At 57.6% G+C, this 20822-nt stretch carries 13 protein-coding genes; 7 read left to right on the forward strand and 6 right to left on the reverse strand.

Annotated features, from left to right (window positions below):
• Window positions 1-113 precede the first annotated feature (113 nt).
• Window positions 114-1451 (reverse strand): Na(+)-translocating NADH-quinone reductase subunit A, encoded by a 1338-nt coding sequence (locus tag CA51_RS08500; protein ID WP_145119610.1) that lies wholly within the window; start codon window positions 1449-1451, stop codon window positions 114-116.
• Window positions 1452-2179: 728 nt separating this feature from the next.
• Entirely contained in the window at window positions 2180-2719 is a 540-nt protein-coding gene (locus tag CA51_RS08505) for a DUF2617 family protein (protein WP_145119612.1), read from the reverse strand.
• 300 nt (window positions 2720-3019) lie between these two features.
• On the opposite strand from CA51_RS08505, the gene CA51_RS08510 reads away from it, so the two are divergent.
• Complete coding sequence (locus CA51_RS08510; RefSeq protein ID WP_145119614.1) at window positions 3020-3601, forward strand: anthranilate synthase component II; 582 nt, start codon at window positions 3020-3022, stop codon at window positions 3599-3601.
• Between the two features lie 112 nt (window positions 3602-3713).
• Here CA51_RS08510 and CA51_RS08515 read toward each other — a convergent pair whose 3' ends face one another.
• Window positions 3714-5171 (reverse strand): sulfatase, encoded by a 1458-nt coding sequence (locus CA51_RS08515; RefSeq protein WP_197451691.1) that lies wholly within the window; start codon window positions 5169-5171, stop codon window positions 3714-3716.
• Between the two features lie 261 nt (window positions 5172-5432).
• Between CA51_RS08515 and CA51_RS08520 the strand changes: the two genes are divergently transcribed.
• From CA51_RS08520 to CA51_RS08530, 3 genes are all read left to right on the forward strand, one after another.
• Entirely contained in the window at window positions 5433-8477 is a 3045-nt protein-coding gene (locus CA51_RS08520; protein WP_145124078.1) for a PSD1 and planctomycete cytochrome C domain-containing protein, read from the forward strand.
• 89 nt (window positions 8478-8566) lie between these two features.
• Window positions 8567-9217 carry a transposase gene (locus CA51_RS08525; protein WP_145119618.1) on the forward strand — a complete coding sequence of 217 codons (651 nt, stop codon included), beginning with the start codon at window positions 8567-8569 and terminating at the stop codon, window positions 9215-9217.
• Window positions 9218-9464: 247 nt separating this feature from the next.
• Entirely contained in the window at window positions 9465-10877 is a 1413-nt protein-coding gene (locus tag CA51_RS08530; protein ID WP_145119620.1) for a DUF1501 domain-containing protein, read from the forward strand.
• A gap of 86 nt (window positions 10878-10963) precedes the next feature.
• On the opposite strand, the gene CA51_RS08535 is transcribed toward CA51_RS08530, so the two are convergent.
• Complete coding sequence (locus CA51_RS08535; RefSeq protein ID WP_145119621.1) at window positions 10964-12286, reverse strand: metal ABC transporter permease; 1323 nt, start codon at window positions 12284-12286, stop codon at window positions 10964-10966.
• Between the two features lie 229 nt (window positions 12287-12515).
• Here CA51_RS08535 and CA51_RS08540 point away from each other — a divergent pair, with 229 nt between their 5' ends.
• The 3 genes from CA51_RS08540 (at window position 12516) to CA51_RS08550 (ending at window position 18768) form a co-directional block, all read left to right on the forward strand.
• Window positions 12516-16457, forward strand: coding sequence for a cadherin domain-containing protein (locus CA51_RS08540; RefSeq protein WP_231746073.1), 3942 nt, complete (start codon window positions 12516-12518; stop codon window positions 16455-16457).
• Between the two features lie 246 nt (window positions 16458-16703).
• Window positions 16704-17489 carry an imidazole glycerol phosphate synthase subunit HisF gene (gene hisF, locus CA51_RS08545; protein WP_145124079.1) on the forward strand — a complete coding sequence of 262 codons (786 nt, stop codon included), beginning with the start codon at window positions 16704-16706 and terminating at the stop codon, window positions 17487-17489.
• Between the two features lie 139 nt (window positions 17490-17628).
• Window positions 17629-18768: a type IV pilus twitching motility protein PilT gene (locus tag CA51_RS08550; RefSeq protein WP_417732338.1), complete on the forward strand. Its 1140-nt coding sequence runs from the start codon at window positions 17629-17631 to the stop codon at window positions 18766-18768.
• A 170-nt stretch (window positions 18769-18938) separates the two neighbouring features.
• Here CA51_RS08550 and CA51_RS08555 read toward each other — a convergent pair whose 3' ends face one another.
• Both CA51_RS08555 and CA51_RS08560 read right to left on the reverse strand, forming a co-directional pair.
• A complete protein-coding gene (locus tag CA51_RS08555) occupies window positions 18939-19871 on the reverse strand; it encodes an N-acetylglucosamine-6-phosphate deacetylase (protein WP_145119625.1) in 933 nt (310 codons plus the stop codon).
• Window positions 19868-20635, reverse strand: coding sequence for a glucosamine-6-phosphate deaminase (locus CA51_RS08560; protein ID WP_145119627.1), 768 nt, complete (start codon window positions 20633-20635; stop codon window positions 19868-19870). The genes CA51_RS08555 and CA51_RS08560 overlap by 4 nt, the downstream gene beginning before the upstream one ends.
• Between the last annotated feature and the right edge of the window lie 187 nt (window positions 20636-20822).

Here is a 20822-nt window from a genome sequence, read left to right on the forward strand (position 1 = left end):
TAAAGCGACGTGACGCTAGCCGCGAATAATAGTTCGAAAGCGGCAACCGCTTGGGGCTGGGCTTTCGTTTCATTTTGTCTTGCGCCAGCCGGGCTCGGCGGCGGCCGACAGGATCAGCCTTCGATTTCGATCGTGGTCAGATTCTCTCGCAAGATCTCACCAAATTCGTATTTGCCTGGGCAGACAAACGTGCAAAGTGCCAGATCTTCTTCTTCGAGTTCCAAAGCGCCCAACTGCTGCGCCTCTTCGGTGTCGCGAACGATCAACGATCGCAACAATTGAGTCGGCAGGATGTCCAATGGCATCACCCGTTCGTACGACCCGATCGGAACCATCGCCCGTTCGCTGCCGTGGGTGCCGGTGTTCATCGCAAATCGCTTGCCGGGGGTCAGTGCCGAAGCAAAGACTCGCGTGATCGAGAACTTGTCGAAGCCGGGCTTTTGCCAGCCCAAGAACTCGCGTTCGTTCCCTTCCTTCAGCACGCTGACCTGAGTGTGGTAGCGGCCCAAGAACATGCAAGGTTCGGTAGCGGTGCGACCGCCAAGGATCGAACCCGATACGATTCGCAGGTTGTCCCCTTCGAGTTCACCCGAGGTCAATTGAGTCAGATCGGCACCCAAACGTGTTTCGATCAAGCGTGGCTTGGTGACGCAGGGACCGGCCAGCGAAATGATCCGCGTCGGATCCAACTTGCCAGTCGCAAACAACTGTCCGATTGCGATCACGTCTTGATATCCGATGTACCAAACCGTTTTGGTCGGCCCAACGGGATCCAAGTAATGGATGTGAGTGCCAGGCAAACCGGCGGGATGCGGACCGCTGAAATCACTCAGCGTGACGCCATCGACGTTTGCTCCGGGGATATCGGCATCGGGGTTCTTGCAGACAAACGTCTTGCCAGCGGTCAGCTTCTTGATCGCGTTCAGACCGATCGAAAACTGCTCCGCCTTGCCACGCATGACAACCGAAGGATCGGCAGCCAAAGGATGCGTGTCGATCGCTTGAACAAAGATCGAATGCGGTTGGCTGCCTGGAGCGGGCACCTTGCCGAAGGGACGTGTGCGGAACGCCGACCACAGACCGCTGGCGGCCAGCACTTCGGTGATCGCTTCGCCACTGGCGGAGCTCAGATCGCTAGGCGTTTCAAAGGTTTCGCTGTCGTCACCTTCGATTTCGATCACCAGCGATTCAAAGCGACGCTTTGCTCCGCGGTTGATTTCGACAACCGTTCCCGCGGCGGGAGCGGTGTAGGTGACACCAGCGGTCTTCTTGTCAGAAAATACAGCCTGGCCCAACTTTACCTTGTCGCCGACGTTCACAAGCATGGTCGGCTTCATACCGATGTAGTCGTCTCCCACAAGCGCGACACGGGTGATCGCATGGGACGATTCGACAAGCTGCTGTGGCTCGCCGGAGATCGGTACGTTCAAGCCTTTGGTGATAGTGGTCATTCTCGGTCACCGATTCCTCGAGAGAGCGAACCGCCTAAGTAAAATGTTGACGGGAACCTATTGTGAAAATTTTCACAAGCCATAGGTTAAAGAAAGCTCGCAGTTGGATAGTTCAACTTCGAGCATTCGCTAACCGGGCAACAACGCGCGTATCATAACGAAACTTCGTCGCGACTGTAACGCCTGATGCAGAAAGGAATCTCAGCCTTCCACCTGCCCGAAATCTTTCGGACAAGCCAAGTTATTTCGCGACGAGATCCTGGGAAACTATTGCACAGTCGATAGCGAATGACAACGGCACCTCGTCAGTTTCCCGAGCCGCCACGTCGGATCTTTGTCCAAAACGCCGACTGAAAAAGAGAACAACGGAGCGGAGAGTTCCCCAGAATCGCACTAACGGACAGCAGCTCACCCGATCGATTCAACCGAGGCCAGAAGCCGCCAGTAACAGCTGAGATTTATTTTTGTCGCTCCGCTCGCAGCGATTACCGGCCCCTCTTACGGAACATGAGATACCGCACACCGAACCATCGGAGATTCCGCTCCCGGGCGTGCGATCTGCAAGCTCCGAGTTCTAGAAATTTTTTAGTCCCCCACGCCGGACCGCTACCTCAGCCAGAACAGCTTAGGGGGAGAGTCCGAAGCATTTTGGCGCGTCGGTCCCGGGCGGGATTCAAGACCGCCGCGATACTGCCGAGAAGCGAAAAGGAGATCCGACAGCGAGGGATCTAGCCGTCGATCGCAAAGGTCGATTCGACTTTGACGATCGCTTGGTCCTCGGGGAAGGTGTGGATCGCTTGGATCATCATCGATCGCGCTCGGGTCTCGATATTGATGTAGCTGACAGCTCCCATCGCGATTCGTCCGTTGGAATCGAAGCGATGCAGCAGGCCCTCGGTGGCGTCGGCGGTCAATTGCTTTTGAATCGTCCAAAACAGATCGGTGGCGACCGGTTCGAGCGTAAACCGCGTGGAATAGGTGACGCCCGATCGACATTCGGCGCGGTCGGTTCGCGAACCGCGGAGCGGGTATTCCATCAACCGGCGGCGGGTCGGCAGCAACTGCTGCGACGACGCTGCGACTTCGGAGATCGTGATCCCATTGCCGCGCCAGGTGACGACATGCCCGGAATTGGTGATCGAGATCTCCGCATGGAAGGCATCGCGTTGGATCCGCCGGGACCGATGGAATTCGAACAGTTCGGGATGTAGCGACCGCCCGAATACCTGAAATGTCAGTTCGGCGATCTTGGGGCGGACGGATAACACGTTACATCTTCTCAAACTTGTTGTAGATTTGTAAAAGACTGGTCCGCAAACCGATCGGCCATCGAGCGATGGCTGCAACGAATCTGGCGAACCCGAATGAAATTATACGGTCCCAAGGAAAGATTGCCAAAGACCGTTTAGGCAAGTTCGCTGGTTTTGATTTTTTGCAGCTTAGTGGTATTGCAATTCCAGCTTGGCGTTGGTCGGTTAACGTCCACTGACCGCCGGACAGCTGATCGCTGGCGGAAAAAATTTACGCGACGCAAGCTGGTCGCCGGTTCGAAGCACGAAGAAAGCACTATGGTCGTTGTCATCGATAACTATGATTCGTTCACCTACAACTTGGTCCAGCGGTTGGGCGAAATCCAGCCGCAGATCGATGTGCAGGTTCGTCGCAACGACCAGATTTCGATCGAAGAGCTGGAACGACTGAAGCCCTCGCGAATCCTGATCTCGCCGGGCCCCTGCACTCCCAGCGAGGCGGGGATCAGCGTCGATGTCGTCAAACACTTCGCCGGGCGGATCCCATTGTTAGGCGTCTGTCTGGGGCATCAATCGATCGGCCAAGCTTTGGGAGGCAAGATCATCCGCGCCCCCGAACTGATGCACGGCAAGACCGACCAGATCTACCACGACAACGGCGGATTGTTCGAGGGAATCGAGATGCCGTTTGTCGCCACGCGGTATCACAGCCTAGTGATCGAACCCGCTTCGCTCCCCGAGGATCTGATCGTTTCCGCCTGGACCGACACCGGCGGAACGCGGCAGATCATGGGCGTGCGGCACAAGAAATTTCAGCTCGAAGGCTGGCAATTCCACCCCGAGAGCTTTTTGACCGAACCGGGCATCGCACTGCTAACCCGCTTCCTCAACTGGACTTAAACGCCCCCATACCAGCACGAAGCGCAAGCGAGTGATCCCTCAACGCTCGCCCTCATACCAGCACGAAGCGCAAGCGAGTGATCTCACTGCGACACTCCTACCATCCCCGCGCTCACCGTGCTCCCTTCTTCCCCGCCGGCGCATAATCGGGATCGAAATCGGGGTTGAGCGTCCGGGGGATATCCGCCTCCGTTTCGACCTGCCATTTCTTGAGCACCTTCAATAACTCGGCCGCCTTTTCCGGATGTTGGTCGGCGAGATCGGTGCTTTCGCCTAAGTCATCCCGCAGGTTATAGAGCTCGATCGATCCGGTCTCAAAAAACTCCATCAGCTTCCAATCGCCCATCCGGACGACGCTGCAGGGCGTCCCTCGCCAATACATCCGGTCGGTCCCGTAGATCGGCTTCACCTGCACTTCTCCGTTGAGATACAGCGGGTAGTGCCAGTAGATCGCGCGCGGAGCGATCGCGTTGCCCATCATCAGTGGAACGATGGAGACGCCGTCCAGCGGCTGGTCCTTCGCCAACGGCGCCCCCGTCATTTCGGCAAACGTCGGCATGTAATCGACGCCCGTCACCGGCGTATCGCAGACGGATCCCGGCTTGATCTTCCCGGGCCAACTCATGACAAGCGGCGTGCGAATACCGCCTTCGTAGAAGCCACCTTTGGAACCTTTCAGCGGCGTGTTCCAGGTCGCTCTGCCATACCCGCCGTTGTCGGACGTAAAGATTACCAGCGTCTCCTGCTGGATCCCGTTCTCCTCGATCGCCTGCCGCAGCCGGCCAACCGATCTATCGACAGCTTCGATCATCGCGGCGTAAACGGGGTTCCAGTTCCGGCTCCACTTTTTCGATGCCAGCTTCCTCTTGTATTTGTCGACCACGGCGGCGCGAGCATTGATCGGAGTGTGAACGTCGAAGTGGTTCAGATAGATAAAAAACGGATCGTCTTTGTTGTCGGAGATGTAATCGACAGCCGCATCGGTCAGCCACTGAGCGACATTTTTGTTGCCGTAGAATTTGTGATCCTTCTTCAAGTCGGCGCCGCGCCCGTCGACATCGTTCCTGTCGAAGCCGAGCCCGCTGCCCGAACCGAGGTGCCATTTGCCCAGGTGCAACGTTTTGTAGTCGACTTGCTTCAGCAAGCGGGCCAACGAAAACGTCTCGGGATCCAAGCTACCAACGGTTGGGATCTTGCCGTCTCCTTTTGGCTTCTGCCTGCTGGGAACCAACAACCGCATGTAACGCTGCTCTCCCTTGGAGACCATTCCGGGAGTCCACATCTTCGTCCGCGGCGTATACATTCCGCTCATGATGCAGGACCGTGAGGGCATGCAGTTCGCAGCACCAGGATACGCATCGGTGAACTCCATCCCCGACCGACAGAGCGCGTCGATGTTGGGCGTTTCGTAGAACTCCGCGCCGTTGTAGCCGACGTCCGCCCAGCCCAAATCGTCTGCCATGATGAAGACGATATTGGGCTTCCTGCCGTCTGCCGCTTGAACGACTCCATCAGTCACGACCAGCATGATCGCGATGCTGGATGCCCAAATTGTTACCCGATTGATCATCGTATTTTTCCGTACGTTGGGAAGGTAGTTCGATGGTCGCCTTTCGCTCCGCGAAAGAGCGTGCATCCGGGCCGCACTTTCGCGGAGCGAAAGGCGACCATGGCAGCAACCACCCGATTGTATGGCAGGGAGGCGCAGAATCGACCATAATTCAAAGCTCTGGCGAATTTCTTGTCCAACCGAGCAGCCTGTGCGGGAAAGAATATGTACGGACGAACAGAACCCGATACCAGCACACGGCAAACGCGCGTCGCTGCGGCGATGGTCGCATTTCGATCCGCGAAAGTGTGTCCCCACAGATCGATCATTCGAACAATCCACACGTTGGCCCTCCTGGCTGTCCTACTCACCAGCGGTATCGCACCGGCAAGCGCCGCGGACAAACCAAACAAAGAACTATCCGGCGAAAGCGAAGTCCTCTTCGTCCGCCGGATCGCACCGATGTTCCGTGAGAAGTGCCTCGGCTGTCACGGGCAGGATCCCGAAGCGATCGAAGGCGGGATCGACTTCCGCACGATCGCTCCATTGCTTGCTGGCGGAGATAGCGGCGAAGCTGGCATCGTACCGGGACAGCCCAACGCGAGCTCGATCTATCTGGCGGCGGCGCGAGGCGAAGACGCTTTCTCAGCGATGCCACCGAAAGAAAGCGAAGCCCTCAGCGAAGAACAGCTCCGGTGGCTCAGTCGTTGGATTGAAACGGGAGCCCACTGGCCATCGGATGAACGGACGCTCGCGATCGAAACGGAATTCGCCGACGCCTGGTCGTCCGAAGATGGCGTGAAGGTCAACACCTCCGGCGGTCTCGATAGCAACTGGACCAACCGGCGCTACGACCCGGCGGGACTGTGGGCCTATCAACCGGTCGCTGGTCGCCTTTCGCTCCGCGATAACGATGCGAACTTTCACGAAGCGAAACGGGACGATGTCGATCACTTCATCGACGATGCGATGCCCGACGGGATCGCCGTCGCACCACGAGCGGACCGCCGGACGCTGATCCGCCGTGCGACTTTCGATCTGACCGGATTGCCGCCGACGCCCGGCGAGATCGCTAGCTTCCTCAGCGACCCAGCGGATGACGTAACCGCCTTTCGCTCGCTCGTCGACCGCTTGCTCGCTTCACCTCATTACGGCGAACGGATGGCCCAACATTGGCTCGACGTGACTCGCTACGCCGACTCCTCCGGCTTCGCTAACGATTACCAGCGCGGCAACGCCTGGCGATACCGCGACTATGTCATCCGATCGTTTAACGACGACAAACCTTATGACCAATTTGTCCGCGAGCAGATCGCGGGGGACGAGATCGATCCCGACGATCCTGAAGGCATCATCGCCGTGGGGTTCCTTCGCATGGGCCCTTGGGAATTGACAGGCATGGAAGTCGCCAAGGTCGCCCGAATGCGATTCCTCGACGACGTGACCAACAGCGTGGGCGAAACGTTTCTCGGCCAATCGCTGCAATGCTGTCGTTGTCACGATCACAAATTCGATCCGATCCCTACTCGCGATTATTACAGCATCCAAGCCGTCTTCGCGACGACGCAATTGGCGGAACGACCTGCCAGTTTTCTGCGGGATGAGAACACCAGCGGTTTTGAAGAGAAGACGTATCTCGAACAGCAGCGGAACAGCTACGCCCAAACGCAGCAGCAGTTAGATGAAGTCCTGCTGGAGAACGCTGAAAAATGGTACGACGACATGGTCGCCTTTCGCTCCGCGAAAGAGCGTTCCGACGATCAACGTCCGACTGCGGAGCAAACGACGACTCAAGATGAGCGCACTTTCGCGGAGCGAAAGGCGACCATCAAGCAGCGATGGAACGATGCGGTTACCAAGGCAAAACAGAAACGTTCGGGGCGGGGGAGTTTTGCTGCCGCTCGTGGTGCACTGATCTCTGCGGGAGTCGATCCACAGGAGATACCACCGGTCCGCGTCGGATTCACTCCGCAACAATTTGGGCTCGAACGCGTCTCTCGCAAAGGCATGCAACGACTGCAGTGGGAATTCGATCGCTACCAACCGTTTGCACACTCGGTTTACAACGGGTACACGCCATCGATGACATCCGTCTCCCAACCGCTTCGAATACCCAAGGATCGCACTCGCGGTGAGCTCGAGAAATCGGTGATCCATACCGGCGGCGACCCGTTTGCCGCGGGCGAACCTGTCGCGGCGGGAGTGTTGAGTGTGATCGAGGACCAGGTTTCGGCGGAGATCCCCGGAACGATCGACGGTCGCCGAACAGCGCTCGCCAATTGGATCGCCGATCCCAAAAATCCGCTCACCACGCGCGTGATCGCCAACCGAGTCTGGCAATGGCACTTTGGTCGCGCGATCGCGGGAAATCCCAATAACTTCGGTTCGACTGGCAAACGCCCCACGCATCCCGAGTTGCTCGATTGGTTAGCCGGTGAATTGGTTGCCAGCGGTTGGTCGATCAAGCACCTGCACCGCACGATCATGAACTCCGACACCTACTGTCGGTCGACTCGATACCCGCTCCCCGCGGAAGCGGATGAACCGCAAGATCCCCAATCGCTTGATCGCGACGCTTTGGCCCGCGCGTCGAACGCGTACGCAGTCTTCCTGCCGCGGCGTTTGAGTGCGGAAGAGCTTCGCGATTCGATGCTGAGTGTCAGCGGCGAATTAAATCCCGCGGTGGGTGGCATTCCCTGCCGACCGATCATCAATGCGGAAGTTGCGTTGCAACCGCGTCAGGTGATGGGCACGTTTGCTGCGGCGTGGACACCGAATCCCAAGCCACAGCAACGCAACCGCCGCTCGATCTACGTTTTAAAACTCCGCGGCTTGGTCACGCCGGGGCTCGAAGTTTTCAACGCGCCGTCGCCCGACTTCTCCTGCGAACGCCGTGACACATCGACAGTCACGCCTCAGGTGTTTGCAATGTTTAACAGCCGTAACACGCACGCCCGGGCGAGGGCATTGGCAAGAGAAGCGATGCAAAACACCTCCGATCCAACCGAAGCGATCGGCATAATTTATCAGCGATTGTTTTGCCGCGAAGCGACAGCGGAAGAGATTGAGCGATCCGTGACGCATTGGCAGCGGATCCAGTCGATGCTGCCAGCGACAGCGGATCCGGTCGACCCGCCAGCTCGCGAAGTCATCCGCGAGGCGGTTGAAGAGAACACAGGCGAGCGATTCCGCTTCACCGAAACAAGACACGCCGTCGACGACTTCCAACCCGACATACAACCAAGCGAAATGGATCCGAAGATACGAGCCTTAGCCGATGTTTGTTTGGTGCTGATGAATAGCAACGAATTCGTATACGTGTACTGATGGTCGCCTTTCGCTCCGCGAAAGTGCGTCCCCATACAGGTCTTTCGCGGAGCGAAAAACGACAATCTCTTTCGCGGAGGTATCAATCCATGATTGGCGAATTGTTTGATCCGAAAGCCGAACTATTCATCCATGAGCATTGCCGACCGCATTGGTCCCAAGTTGGCGCAATCGTGTTTATTACGTTCCGGACTGCAGATTCGATTCCGAAGGAAGTCATTGAACGTTGGGAGCGGGAAAAGCAAGATTGGCTCGAGCGGAAAGGCCTTTCAATCACAGGTCAACACTGGTCTCAGATTGTGCCTACGCTCGACGACAGCATTCGCGAGATGTTCAATCGCAATTTTGATCGCTGTCGAGAAGATTGTCTCGACACATGTTTAGGTGAATGTGTCTTGCGTCGCCCAGCACTAGCTAAAATTGTGGGCGATGCCTTGCTTTATTTTGATGCCATCCGATATCGGATGGGCGATTTCATCGTAATGCCCAATCATGTGCATGCACTTGTCGCTTTCAGCACCCCCGAAGCACTGGCAACCCAAACCGACTCCTGGCTCCATTACACCGCGTTTGAAATCAACAAAACGCTCGATCGTAAAGGAAAATTCTGGCAACAAGAGCCATTTGATCATCTTGTTCGCAGTCCTGAGCAATACGATTACCTTCGCGATTACATCCAATACAATCCACAGAAAGCTGGGCTTAATCCAGGCGAATATCTATATCGACGCTATGAATGACGACTGACAGTTCTTTCGCAACAGGGCCTATATGAATGATTGCTTCACGCTCTGCGGCTCTTGAGCTATGAGATGGTCGCCTTTCGCTCCGCGAAAGTGCGTACAACAAAAACTGCATTTGCAGCGTGCAAGGCACCAATATTCAACCAATTCCACGGCCACTTTGTATAACTGCGTTATCCGACTTTCTAGCGTTCTTTCGCGGAGCGAAAGACGACCAAACAGCGGCAACCACGGGACCCGACACATGCAAGCTTCACGACGAAATTTCGTTTATTCGTTGGGTACTTCCCTCGGTAGCATTGCGCTCTCCGCGATGCTGTCGGACGATGCGCAAGCGGCCTCAGTCGCCAACGACAGCGCCGCGGCGCCGCTGGCTCCTAAGGCGGGGCATTTTCCGGCGAAGGCTAGGAATTGCATCTTTCTGATGATGGAGGGTGGGCCGTCACACATCGACACCTTTGACCCCAAGCCGTCGCTGAGCAAGTTGCACTTGAAGGAGTTCACTCGCCAGGGTGAGCAGAAATCGGCGATGGAAAGTGGCAAACGCTATTACGTCGAGAGCCCGTTCCGTTTCGGCAAACACGGCGAAAGCGGAGCCGACATGGCGGATAACTGGACGCACCTCTCCAAGCTCGCCGACGATCTATGCTTCTATCGCGGATGCCAAGTCGACAGCGTCAATCACCCGACGGCGATGTATCAAATGAACTGTGGCAATCGCTTCGGCGGCGATCCGGGACTGGGGGCATGGGTGACTTACGGGCTGGGTAGCGAAAACCAAAACCTACCCGGCTTCCTGGTCCTGCCCGAGGTGTCGTATCCGCAAGGCGGCGCGGCGAATTGGAGCAACGGCTACCTGCCCGCTTTTTATCAGGGAACGCCGCTGCGTCCCAAGGGATCGCCGATCCTCGACCTGCAACCGCCGCCCGGCGTGAGCGCCGCGAGGCAGCGAGCGAATCTCGATTTCCTGAACAAACTCAACGCCGACCATGCCGCGAAGCATCCCGCTCACGATGACCTAAACGCTCGGATCGAAAGCTACGAACTGGCCTTCCGCATGCAGATGGAAGTCCCCGATGCGATCGATCTGTCGGGAGAGGACGCGAAGACGCTGGACCTTTATGGCATCGGTGGCGAGGCGACCGATGCCTTTGGCCGCAAGTGCCTGCTGGCTCGAAAGATGGTCGAAAAAGGAGTCCGTTTCGTCCAACTCTACAACGGTTCCTGGGACAGCCACGACTACATCGAACGCGCTCACGGCAACTTAGTCCGCAGCGTCGATCAACCGATCGCCGCGCTGATCCAAGACTTGAAACAGCGTGGGTTGTTGGAGAGCACATTGATCGTGTGGTGCGGCGAATTCGGTCGCACTCCGGACAATGGAGTTCGTGGCGGCGTAGCATATGGTCGCGATCACAATCCCAACGCGATGACGATCTGGATGGCTGGAGGCGGCTGCAATGCCGGACATACGATCGGTGCGACCGACGAGCTGGGCATGACCGCTGTCGAAAACGTCCACCACGTCCGCGATTTCCACTGCACCCTGCTTCGTCTGCTGGGCTTGGACGACAACAAATTGACTTACTATCACGCCGGACGCTTTAAACAGCTCAGTCAATTCGGCGGCAAGGTGATCGATGAACTGATTGCATGAACTGCCTGACAGCTTCAAACCGAATGCTGGCGTGCCACAGATGCAGGAACGCGGCTCCTGCGGCTCGCGTATCTAAACCGCGCCGATCAGTGCTCTAGCGGTGGGATCGGACTGCCGTGGGGATCGGTTTGCGTATCGCGGGTCTCGCGATTCAACTTGTCCCCCATCTCCGCATCGGTCACATGTTCCAGAGCGTCCGCTTTGGCGTGCAGTCGGTCGGTGTCGACTCCCGCTTCATCGACAAGGTATTGCTCCCACAAGCGATGACTGCGGACCAGCCACCGCGCTTGGGTGCGGCCGCGTTTGGTCAATCGGTATCCAGAATCGATCGGTTGCACGTTGCCACGCCCCTGATGCATCCGCAACAGCAGAGCGGTCGAGAGCGGACCGGCCATCAACCGCGGCCCCAATTGAGCTCCCGTCGCAACGACATGATCGCGATGCTCTTCCATTCGGAACATCACCGCCAACACATCTTCCGCCAAGATCCGCCAACTGAGCATCTGCCGCCGGACAGCTTTCACCAGCACGCCGTGCCGCGGTCCCAACAGCATCGCCACAACAAACAGTAGTCCCGTGGCAACGGCCATCATCCCCGAGGTGCTTGTGCTGCGGAAACCGAACCAACCGGGAACGACCAGCGCCGACAGATGTCCAAGCACTCCCGACGCGATCGCGATCAGACTGCTCAGCAAAATCACCATCGATAACCGATCGGTCAACATCAGCGCCGCTGCGGGCGGAACGACAAACATCGCCACGACCAAGATATTGCCGACGCTTTCAAAACTGGCGACCGCGGTGATCGCTACCAACGTCATCAGCGAATAATGGATCAACGTCGCTCGAAAGCCCAACGCCGTCGCCAACGAAGCGTCGAACGAACTGAGCTTCAACTCTTTATAGAACAGCGCAACGAAGGCGACGTTGATGCACAACACCACGCTTAAGACGGCCACGACGCGAGGCATTTCCAGCCCGGCGAAACGCACAAGATCCAACGGCGTCAATTCGATTGCCCCATATAAAACGCAGCCCGGGTCGAGATCGACGTGATCGGCGGCTTGCACGATCATCACCAGTCCGAGAGCGAACAGCGAAGTAAAGACGACTCCCATCGACGCCCCTTCGTCGACTTTGCCAAACCCTCGAATCCATTCGCTGAACAGCGCCGTCAGAACGCCGACGATCACCGCGCCGACAAACATCGCGATGCTACTGCGATTGCCCGTCAGCAGAAACGCCGCGGCTAGACCGGGCAGGACCGCGTGAGTGATCGCGTCGCCAAGCATGCTCATCTTGCGAAGGACCAGGAAATTGCCGAGCAACGCCGCCGACAGCGCACACAGACACCCCGCGACGATAATCCAACCATCCAGCGACCAAGTTAAGCTTTGCAATGCGTTCATGACTCCATCTTAAACGATGCGGGGGAACGCCGGGAGTCGCGTTCGAATCACCGCCACCACCCACTGAACAACAACTCACTATGGGGGATTAAAACCCTCCACACTTTGTGGACTTTGCAAATCCCACCCCTTACCATCAGGCCCAGAACTCGCCTTGCTCTTCTAAAAAATCCGCGGCACGGCAGCGATTCGATTTGGCTCAACCGCAAACAGGGAACATCTCATCATGATGAACAACCGGATCAAACGCCGTCGCGGACTTCGACTCGAAGCTTTGGAACGACGCTATTTGTTGGCCGGGGTAATCAGTGAGTACTCAACCGATCCAGCAAATCAATTTATCGAATTGCGAGGCCAGCCCAACGACGTGATTCCCGCGGGGACCTACGTCACGGTTGTCGAAAGCACGGGAAATGTTTTAGGCGGCCGAATCGAAACGGTGCTCGACCTGTCGGGGCAACGCTACGGAAGCAACGGTTTTTTGGTGATCGCAATGGCGGACCATCCGTTTGCGATCGCCCCTTCAGCCACCGCCCTGGTCAGCGCGACGGCCAGTCTCAGTGGTTTGCCGGCGGAAATTCATCAAGCTGGAAATTTTTCAGTCTTCACCGATTCGGTGTTTTTGATTCAATCGGATATCGCTCCCGTCTGGGGCGACGACATCGACTCCAACGCCGATGGGATCATCGACCCAGCGGGCGCCGCCGCGACGTGGACGATCCACGACTCGGTCACTATCGGAACGGTCCACGATTATTTTGGCTACGGCAAAACCGTCATTGGCGCCCCACTGGGACAGATGTCGCTGCAGTCGGATTCGTCGTTTATCCCAATCGACGAAGTGAATGGCGACTACTTGAACTACGTCGCCCGCGTCGGCGATTCCAGCGGCGGCGGAGTTGATGACTGGGTGGCTGGACATATCCATATCGACGTGAGGTCCGAAAACTCGCTGAGACTCTACGCCGGGGAAATCCTCAACGACGCAGCGAGTCCCACCGTCTTCAGCGGTCGAGAGATCGATCATGTTGGTACTTACAACTTCTTTGCCGGTGTCCGTGGCACCGCGACCAACGACATCACCGGCCAATTGCTTGCGGGACTGACGGTACTCGCCGACACCAACGGCAATGGAATCCGTGATTCAATCACAACCGTGATCGAACCGGACGACTTTCTCATAGACACCGATATCACCAACGCGATTCCGGGAGTCACGATTACGGTCGCCAATCGCAGCGACACCTTGCCCCATGGCCTCATCGAACCGCGAGTCGACAGCCCGGGGCTGGCATCGACTGGATCGCAGGTCTTCTCCGATCGCGGCTTCCAGTTTTCATCCGGCGAAGGGCTGCGAGTCGAATTCTATCGCGATGCCGATTCGGTTCAGATCGATGCCATCGGAAGATCGGCAGGCACTCAGGCAACCGTCGTGATGGAAGCGTTCGATCGCGATGGTCGTTCGATCGGCACGACGCGTTCGGGAGCGTTGTCGCAAGGAGAACGCGAACAGTTGAGTATCGAATCGGCAGGCGGCGCAATCGCGCTTGTGATGATCTACGAAGAGACCGGCAACGCTGCTCTCGTCAATTACGATCACATGGTCGTCACTCAAAAAGAAGCCACCGCGACGACCAACGCGAGAGGCGAATACCATCTGAAATACCTGACGCCGGGATCTTACGATATCACGATCACCAATGCGCTTTCGGAACTGCCCAAGCTGCCCGTTGGTGGATCGCAACCGCTCACGATCGATTTCAACGAACACTACACCGTCGATTTTGCGTATGGTGAAAACCAGCCTCCCGTATTCGACTCGGAAACGCTTGCGATGCGTGTCGATGAGAATTCGCCGATCGGCACGCCCATCGGAATGGTGCAGGCCAGCGATCCCGATACTGGGCAAAGCGTGCGTTATCGATTAACCGGTGGGACCGGGCGTCGCTACTTTTCGCTCAACCCAATCAGCGGCGAGATTCGTGTTAACAACTCGAGCGGTCTCGATTTCGAACGGGCCCGCGAATTCACGTTGGTCGTCGAAGCTGCCGACAACTATCAGCCGAGCCTCTCCGAACTGGCGACGATCACCGTAGCCGTCAACAACGCCAACGACCCACCAAGATTTGAAGACAATCGGTTTACCGTTGCCGAAGATGCGGCCGGCGGTTTCGTTTTGGGAACCGTTCAGGCCAGCGACCAAGACGCGCTGAACGACGACAGCGACGAACCGATCCATCCCAATGCGGAGATCGGCGAAGAGAGTGGCAACTTCAGTTTTGCCATCGCCGATCCGGTGTATGGTGAGATGTTCGCTATCGATCCACAGTCAGGTCTGCTGACGCTGACCGATGCCGCCGCGCTCGATTTCGAAACGACTCCCGAACTGTTGCTGTCGATCGCCGCGACCGATCGAGGCCTGCAACCGCAGACGCAACTGGGACAGGTCCGGATCCGTTTGCTCGACGTCAACGAACCGCCACAACTCGACGCGACGCCGATCCTCGTTCCCGAAAACGCGACGCCCGGCATCCTGCTGGCAACCCCAGCGGTCCTCGATCCCGAGGGGCACGATCTGTTCACGCGATCGATCGTATCGGGCAGCGGGCAGGGAATCTTCACGATCGACGCAGCGACCGGTGCGATTCGGTTAGCCGACGGGGCCGCGTTGGATTTTGAAACTCAGTCGACCTACGAACTGCTAGTTCGCGTCGATGAAGTTGCCGACGAAACCGGCCAACCGGCGGCTCCGCTGGGAACCGAAACGCTGCTGACGATCAACGTGCAAGATATCGACGAAGCCCCGCAGGTAACCTTTGTCGCTGCCGCGATCGATGAAAACACATCTCCCGGCACGATCGTAACGGCGGTAACCGCGATCGATCCCGAAGGCGCACCGGTGACGATCACTCAGCGTGGCGACAATTCGAACTTTGTCTTCGACCCGACAACTAACCAGGTTAAAGTCGCCGACGGTGCAAACATCGACTTTGAATCCGCCACCAGCTACCAGGTGCAACTTCGCTTCGCAGACGCCTCCTTCCCACCTCGCGTCACCAACCTCGTGATCCCCATCGACGTTCGGGACGCCCCCGAATCGCCATCGATTATGACGGAATCATTGGCGGTTCCGGAAAACGTTTCCAGTGGGCCGTTGGATTTGCAAATCGCGGTGTCGGATCCGGACCTCAACGATTCGCTGCTGCTGGAGATCGACGGCGGCGACGGAGCCACGATCTTCGGAATCGACCAACAGACCGGCGCGTTGTCCCTGTTGCCCGACGCATCGCTCGACTACGAAGCTGGCCCGACCGATTACGCATTGCAAATCAAAGTCACCGACAGCAAGGGGCTGACCGACGAAGCGACGATCCAGGTCGCGGTGTTGGATGTCAACGAACCGCCGACAATCAGAGAACCGTTTGCGAATCTACATTTGCATGCCGGCCGTCGGTTCTGCTTTACCTTTGAAGACAGTCTCTTTTCGGATCCCGATGCCGACACCGAATTGGAAGTCGCCGTCACGACCAGCAGCAACGTGATGCCCGGTTGGATGAGCTACGACAGCCAGACGCGAACGCTGCGAGGGACGCCGCAAGCGAGCGACGTCGAGCAGTTGTCGATGGTCGTTCGCGTCAACGATTCGGCGCCGACACCGCTAGCAGCAACGACAGCCTTCACGATCTCGGTGCTCAATTCGGACAACGGCGATTTATACACATCCCATTGTTCTGCGCCTTGGCAAAACCAAACCGATCGCTTTGATGTCAACAACAACGGCAACGTCGCGCCGATCGATGCGATCATCATCCTGAATTTCTTAAACCGCCATGGAGCTCAAGTCGTCCCCGCCGAAGATCCGCTGGGGCGTTATCTGGATGTCGATGGCGACAACACGATCCGGCCGATCGATGCGCTGCAGGTGCTCAACCACCTCCACGCCTCCAGTGTGAGCATCGATCGCGAAAGCGCCGCCGAGGAATCCGAAGCATCGATCGCGACCGATCTGGCTGTAATCCAAATGACCGCCGACAGCTCGAGCGACAGCGGTCTCGCGGCGGGCTTCGTCGGCTTGCCCTCGTCGCTCGATGGCATTCACGACGACGACTCCGACGATGAAGATCGCGATACCGCGGTCGATCAATCGCTGCTAGCGTTGCTCTGGGAATAATGTCGCTGCTACCGTGACGCACGGTCGTCATCGCGGGGCGACTCCAACGCCTGGGGCCTCCAATCCCAACCGGTTCGCAGCAGATCGCGGGGTTCAGCCCCGGCCGGACGGATGATCCGGGCGGGAATTGCTTCGCCGCAGCTGCTGAACTACCCTGGCCTCAAATCACACCGTCTCGCTTGCAAATGGCGGTTGGCGTATGATCGGATGCGTATCCCCAAACCAAGCGGAGTTCTCCAGAACATCATGCTCGCAAAACGTGTTATCCCCTGTCTGGACGTCAGTTTAGGTCGCGTCGTCAAAGGGACGAATTTTGTCAACCTTCGCGACGCCGGCGATCCGGTCGAAGTCGCGGCGCGTTACGAACGCGAAGGGGCCGACGAATTGGTCTTCCTGGACATCACCGCCAGCCACGAAGAGCGGGACATCATCATCGATGTCGTGCAACGCACGGCCGAACAGATCTTCATGCCTTTGACCGTCGGCGGCGGAATTCGCAGCCTCGAAGACATCCGCGCGCTGTTGAGCGCCGGTGCCGACAAGGTCTCGATCAATTCAGCCGCCTGCAAGGATCCCGAATTGGTCCGCGCGGCAGCCGATCGATTTGGCAGCCAATGCATCGTCGTGAACATCGATCCCAAGCGGGTCGTCGTCGATGGAGAGACAAAATTCGAAGTCTTCATCAACGGCGGCCGCAAACCGACAGGGCTGCAAGCTGTCGCCTGGGCTCAAGAAGTTCAGCGGCTTGGCGCCGGCGAGATCGTACTGACTAGCATGGACGCCGACGGAACCTGCGACGGATACGACTTGGAAATCACCGCAGCGGTCAGCAACGCGGTTTCGATCCCGGTGGTTGCTAGCGGCGGGGCGGGGAAACCGGAGCACTTGGCCGACGCAATCGAAATCGGCCGCGCCGATGCAGCCCTTGCGGCCAGCATCTTCCACTTCGGACAGTTTACAATTGAAGAGACCAAACGCGTGATGGCGGACCGTGGAATTCCTGTTCGACTGGGATCGGGTGTCTGCCGATAAAAGAGATCATCGGGACGTGACCGCCGCCCATTGTTAGACCTCAAGACGAAAGCAGACGACGATGAAGCCAAAGACAGCTGAAAAGCCCGCGATCCCCGCTCCCGATCCTTCGATCTCGCCCGAGGCGCAACGCACCGCGATGATGGCTCGGTTGAAATCGAGCCTGTTGCAAGAGAAAAAAGAGCTGCCGGTCGACAAGATCTTCCGCGCCTTGGTCAAGCTGGAAGGCTCCGATCTTCACTTGAAAGTCGGCCAACCACCGATGGTCCGCGTCGGTGGCGAACTGAAGCCGCTGAATCGTGGCCCGATCGACACCGAAGAGATGGTCGATCTGTTGCTGCCGATGATGGATCAACGCAATCTGATGATCTTCGAAGAGGAGGGCGGGGCCGACTTTTCGTATCAATGCGAAGTCGATGGCGTTCGCTGGCGTTTCCGTATCAACATGCTCAAATCGCTCGGCAACATGGGCCTTGTCGCGCGACGTATCAGCAATTTCATCCCCGACTTTCGTGGGCTCTTCCTCCCCGAATCGATCGAAAAATTGTGCCACTACGAACAGGGCATGGTGCTGTTGGCGGGAGTCACCGGTTCGGGAAAAAGTACGACAATCGGTTCGATGCTGAACTACATCAACAGCATCTATCGCAAGCACATCCTGACGCTCGAAGACCCGATCGAGTTTATCTTCACCGAGGATAAGAGCCTGATCAACCAGCGGGAGATCGGCCAGGACGTCCTCGATTTTAGCATCGGTATGAAACACGCGGTGCGTGAAGATCCCGACATCATCCTGGTCGGCGAGCTTCGCGACGAAGAGACCTTTATGACGGCGATCCACGCCGCCGAGACCGGTCACTTGGTCTTCGGAACGATTCACGCGGCGAGTGCGTCGACCTGCATCGGTCGTATTCTCGACCTCTTCCCCGAATCGTTGCACGGCGCGATCCGTTCGGCGATCGCCTTTAATATGAAGGGGATCGTCGCCCAGAAATTGCTCCGCAGCATCAAACCGGGCGTCTCCCGCGTGCCGACTTGCGAAGTCATGACCTTCACGCCGATGATCACCAAATTGATCCTCGAAGGGCACGACAGCAAGCTGCCCGATGCGATTCGGATCGGTGCCGAGGACGGCATGCAGGACTTTACGATGAGTCTGAAGCAGTTGATCGACGACGAATTGATCGACCGCCCAACCGCCTTCGCCGTCGCTCCCAACAAAGACGCCCTCAAGATGGCGCTCAAGGGAATCGACGTCAAAGCCCCCGGCATCATCTGATCCCGGCAACGTTGGAGTAGAGCCTTCAGGCGACCTCGACATCGCGTTGGAGTCGAGCCTTCAAGCGAAGGCTCAGCATCGCATCGATCGCCTAAAGGCTCGACACCAGCACGTGCGTCCGGGACATGGCATCCCGGACGCGTCTCCATGGTCATCGCCACAGCGGGCGGCTATGCACAGCCCGTCGCTCGGCGGGGCAGTTCGAACATCGAATACTCCAACTGCTTCTGGCTGATCCCCAACTCATCGCGCAGCCGGCGATACATGTCGGGCATCTGAGCTGACGAACCGACGAAGTGCGATCCGTCGGCGGAGGTTGGTGGCATCCCCGCTTCGACGCGGATCTGTTGCCCGGCCAGCGTATAGACTCCCGCTCCCAAACCGGCTGCTGCGATGCAGTCGGTCGTGAAGACGAGATTCTCTGGCGGGATGCAGCGGATGTAGTTCTGCAGCGCCACCAACGGAACATGAAACCCGTCGGCGATCATGCAAACGACCAACCGATCGGACATCGACAGCACGCGTTGGATGATGTTGTCGTGCCGATGCATCAGTTGCGGGCAACCGTTGCCAAGATGCGTGAACATGCTCAAGCCCTGATCGATCGTCGTGGCCAATTGCTCCACACTCGGATCGCAATGCCCTGCGGCCACGACCACGTTTTGATCGACCAACCAGCGCGTCAGCTTGCCGCCGGGATCTTGTTCCGGTGCAATCGTGACCAACCGGATCAGACCTTCGCCAGCCGCCAACAACTCTTCCATGAAGCCTTGTTCGCACTGCCGGGCGTGAGCCGCCGGGTGAGCACCGATATACCCGGTGACCGGACTGATGAACGGGCCTTCGATGTGCAGCCCCGGAATCATCGCCGCCGCCGCTGGCAACAGCTTCCGCAGTTCGACGATTCGCCGCACGCGAGCCAACATCGCTTCGTTGGAATCGGTGATCACCGTCGCCAAGATCCCCGAAACGTTGTCCTGCTGCAGCCGCGTTACGGCGGCAGCTAGCTGCGATTCGGAGAGCGATGCGTCGTTGAAGTCGGCACCAAAAAAACCGTTGACCTGCAGGTCGAAGAACTTCGGTAGCGATTCGCTGTCGCTCATGACTGAACCTTTCGCGCTTTCTCCTTCGATTCAGCCGACAGCAGCGAAGCGGCTGGTTCGTCGACCAACAGCGTCGTTTGCGGATGACGCTGCAAGATCGATGCAGGAGTCTTGGGGCAGATTTCGCCTTCGAACGATCCCTGAACCGCCTTGGCCTTCCGTTCATCGGGAACGCTGCAAACGATCCGCTTCGACTTCAAGATCTGGTTGACCGACATGCTGATCGCTCGCTTAGGAACCGATTCGAGCGAATCGAACCAGCCTTCGCCAACCTGTTGCAACCGGCAAGCTTCATCGAGATCGACGATCAGATAGGGATCGTTGGTTTCGAAATCGGCGGGCGGATCGTTGAACGCCAAGTGAGCGTTTTCGCCGATGCCAACCATCGCGACATCGATCGGTGCCGCCGATACCGCCGCTGCGGCTTCGCTGACAGTCGCTTCGATGTCTTGATCGCCACGCAGGAAACGGAAGCTGCGAAGGCCGACGCGGTCGACAAATCGCTCTTTCAAATATTTGCAGAACGATGCGGGGTGATCGGGCGAGATCCCTTCGTATTCGTCCAAATGGAAGCCATCGACGACCGACCAATCGATCTCATCGTGCTGGATCAAGTGCTCCAGAACGGTGAACTGCGAGGCGCCGGTGGCGACCAAAAGTCTCGCTTGGCCCGAATTTTTAATTGCGGCGACAAGATCCACAGCGGCGATCTGGGCGGCTTCGCGCCCCATCAAGTCAGAATTAGCTGCAATAACGAGGTCCATTTGGGATGCTCCAGGTGGGATTCGAGAAATTTTTTGGAAATTAGTTCGTGCTGCTCAGACCGCACGCCGCGATCCAAAACCAGCCGGCGTACGACTCCGCAGAGCTGTAAACCGTGAAATATCCATTGCCTACCAACGTTAACGAAGGTAAACTCAGTATTGTGACCTTAAAATCTAAGGTGAGGTT

The sequence above is a fragment of the Rosistilla oblonga genome (assembly GCF_007751715.1).
Lineage (GTDB): Bacteria > Planctomycetota > Planctomycetia > Pirellulales > Pirellulaceae > Rosistilla > Rosistilla oblonga.

What these genes read in the sequence shown, in the direction of transcription:
- CA51_RS08500 (WP_145119610.1), bottom strand. Translation starts at nt 1,451, where the DNA reads ATGACCACTATCACCAAAGGCTTGAACGTACCGATCTCCGGCGAGCCA.
- CA51_RS08510 (WP_145119614.1), top strand. Translation starts at nt 3,020, where the DNA reads ATGGTCGTTGTCATCGATAACTATGATTCGTTCACCTACAACTTGGTC.
- CA51_RS08515 (WP_197451691.1), bottom strand. Translation starts at nt 5,171, where the DNA reads ATGATCAATCGGGTAACAATTTGGGCATCCAGCATCGCGATCATGCTG.
- CA51_RS08520 (WP_145124078.1), top strand. Translation starts at nt 5,433, where the DNA reads ATGGTCGCATTTCGATCCGCGAAAGTGTGTCCCCACAGATCGATCATT.
- CA51_RS08525 (WP_145119618.1), top strand. Translation starts at nt 8,567, where the DNA reads ATGATTGGCGAATTGTTTGATCCGAAAGCCGAACTATTCATCCATGAG.
- CA51_RS08530 (WP_145119620.1), top strand. Translation starts at nt 9,465, where the DNA reads ATGCAAGCTTCACGACGAAATTTCGTTTATTCGTTGGGTACTTCCCTC.
- CA51_RS08535 (WP_145119621.1), bottom strand. Translation starts at nt 12,286, where the DNA reads ATGAACGCATTGCAAAGCTTAACTTGGTCGCTGGATGGTTGGATTATC.
- CA51_RS08540 (WP_231746073.1), top strand. Translation starts at nt 12,516, where the DNA reads ATGAACAACCGGATCAAACGCCGTCGCGGACTTCGACTCGAAGCTTTG.
- hisF (WP_145124079.1), top strand. Translation starts at nt 16,704, where the DNA reads ATGCTCGCAAAACGTGTTATCCCCTGTCTGGACGTCAGTTTAGGTCGC.
- CA51_RS08550 (WP_417732338.1), top strand. Translation starts at nt 17,629, where the DNA reads ATGATGGCTCGGTTGAAATCGAGCCTGTTGCAAGAGAAAAAAGAGCTG.
- CA51_RS08555 (WP_145119625.1), bottom strand. Translation starts at nt 19,871, where the DNA reads ATGAGCGACAGCGAATCGCTACCGAAGTTCTTCGACCTGCAGGTCAAC.
- CA51_RS08560 (WP_145119627.1), bottom strand. Translation starts at nt 20,635, where the DNA reads ATGGACCTCGTTATTGCAGCTAATTCTGACTTGATGGGGCGCGAAGCC.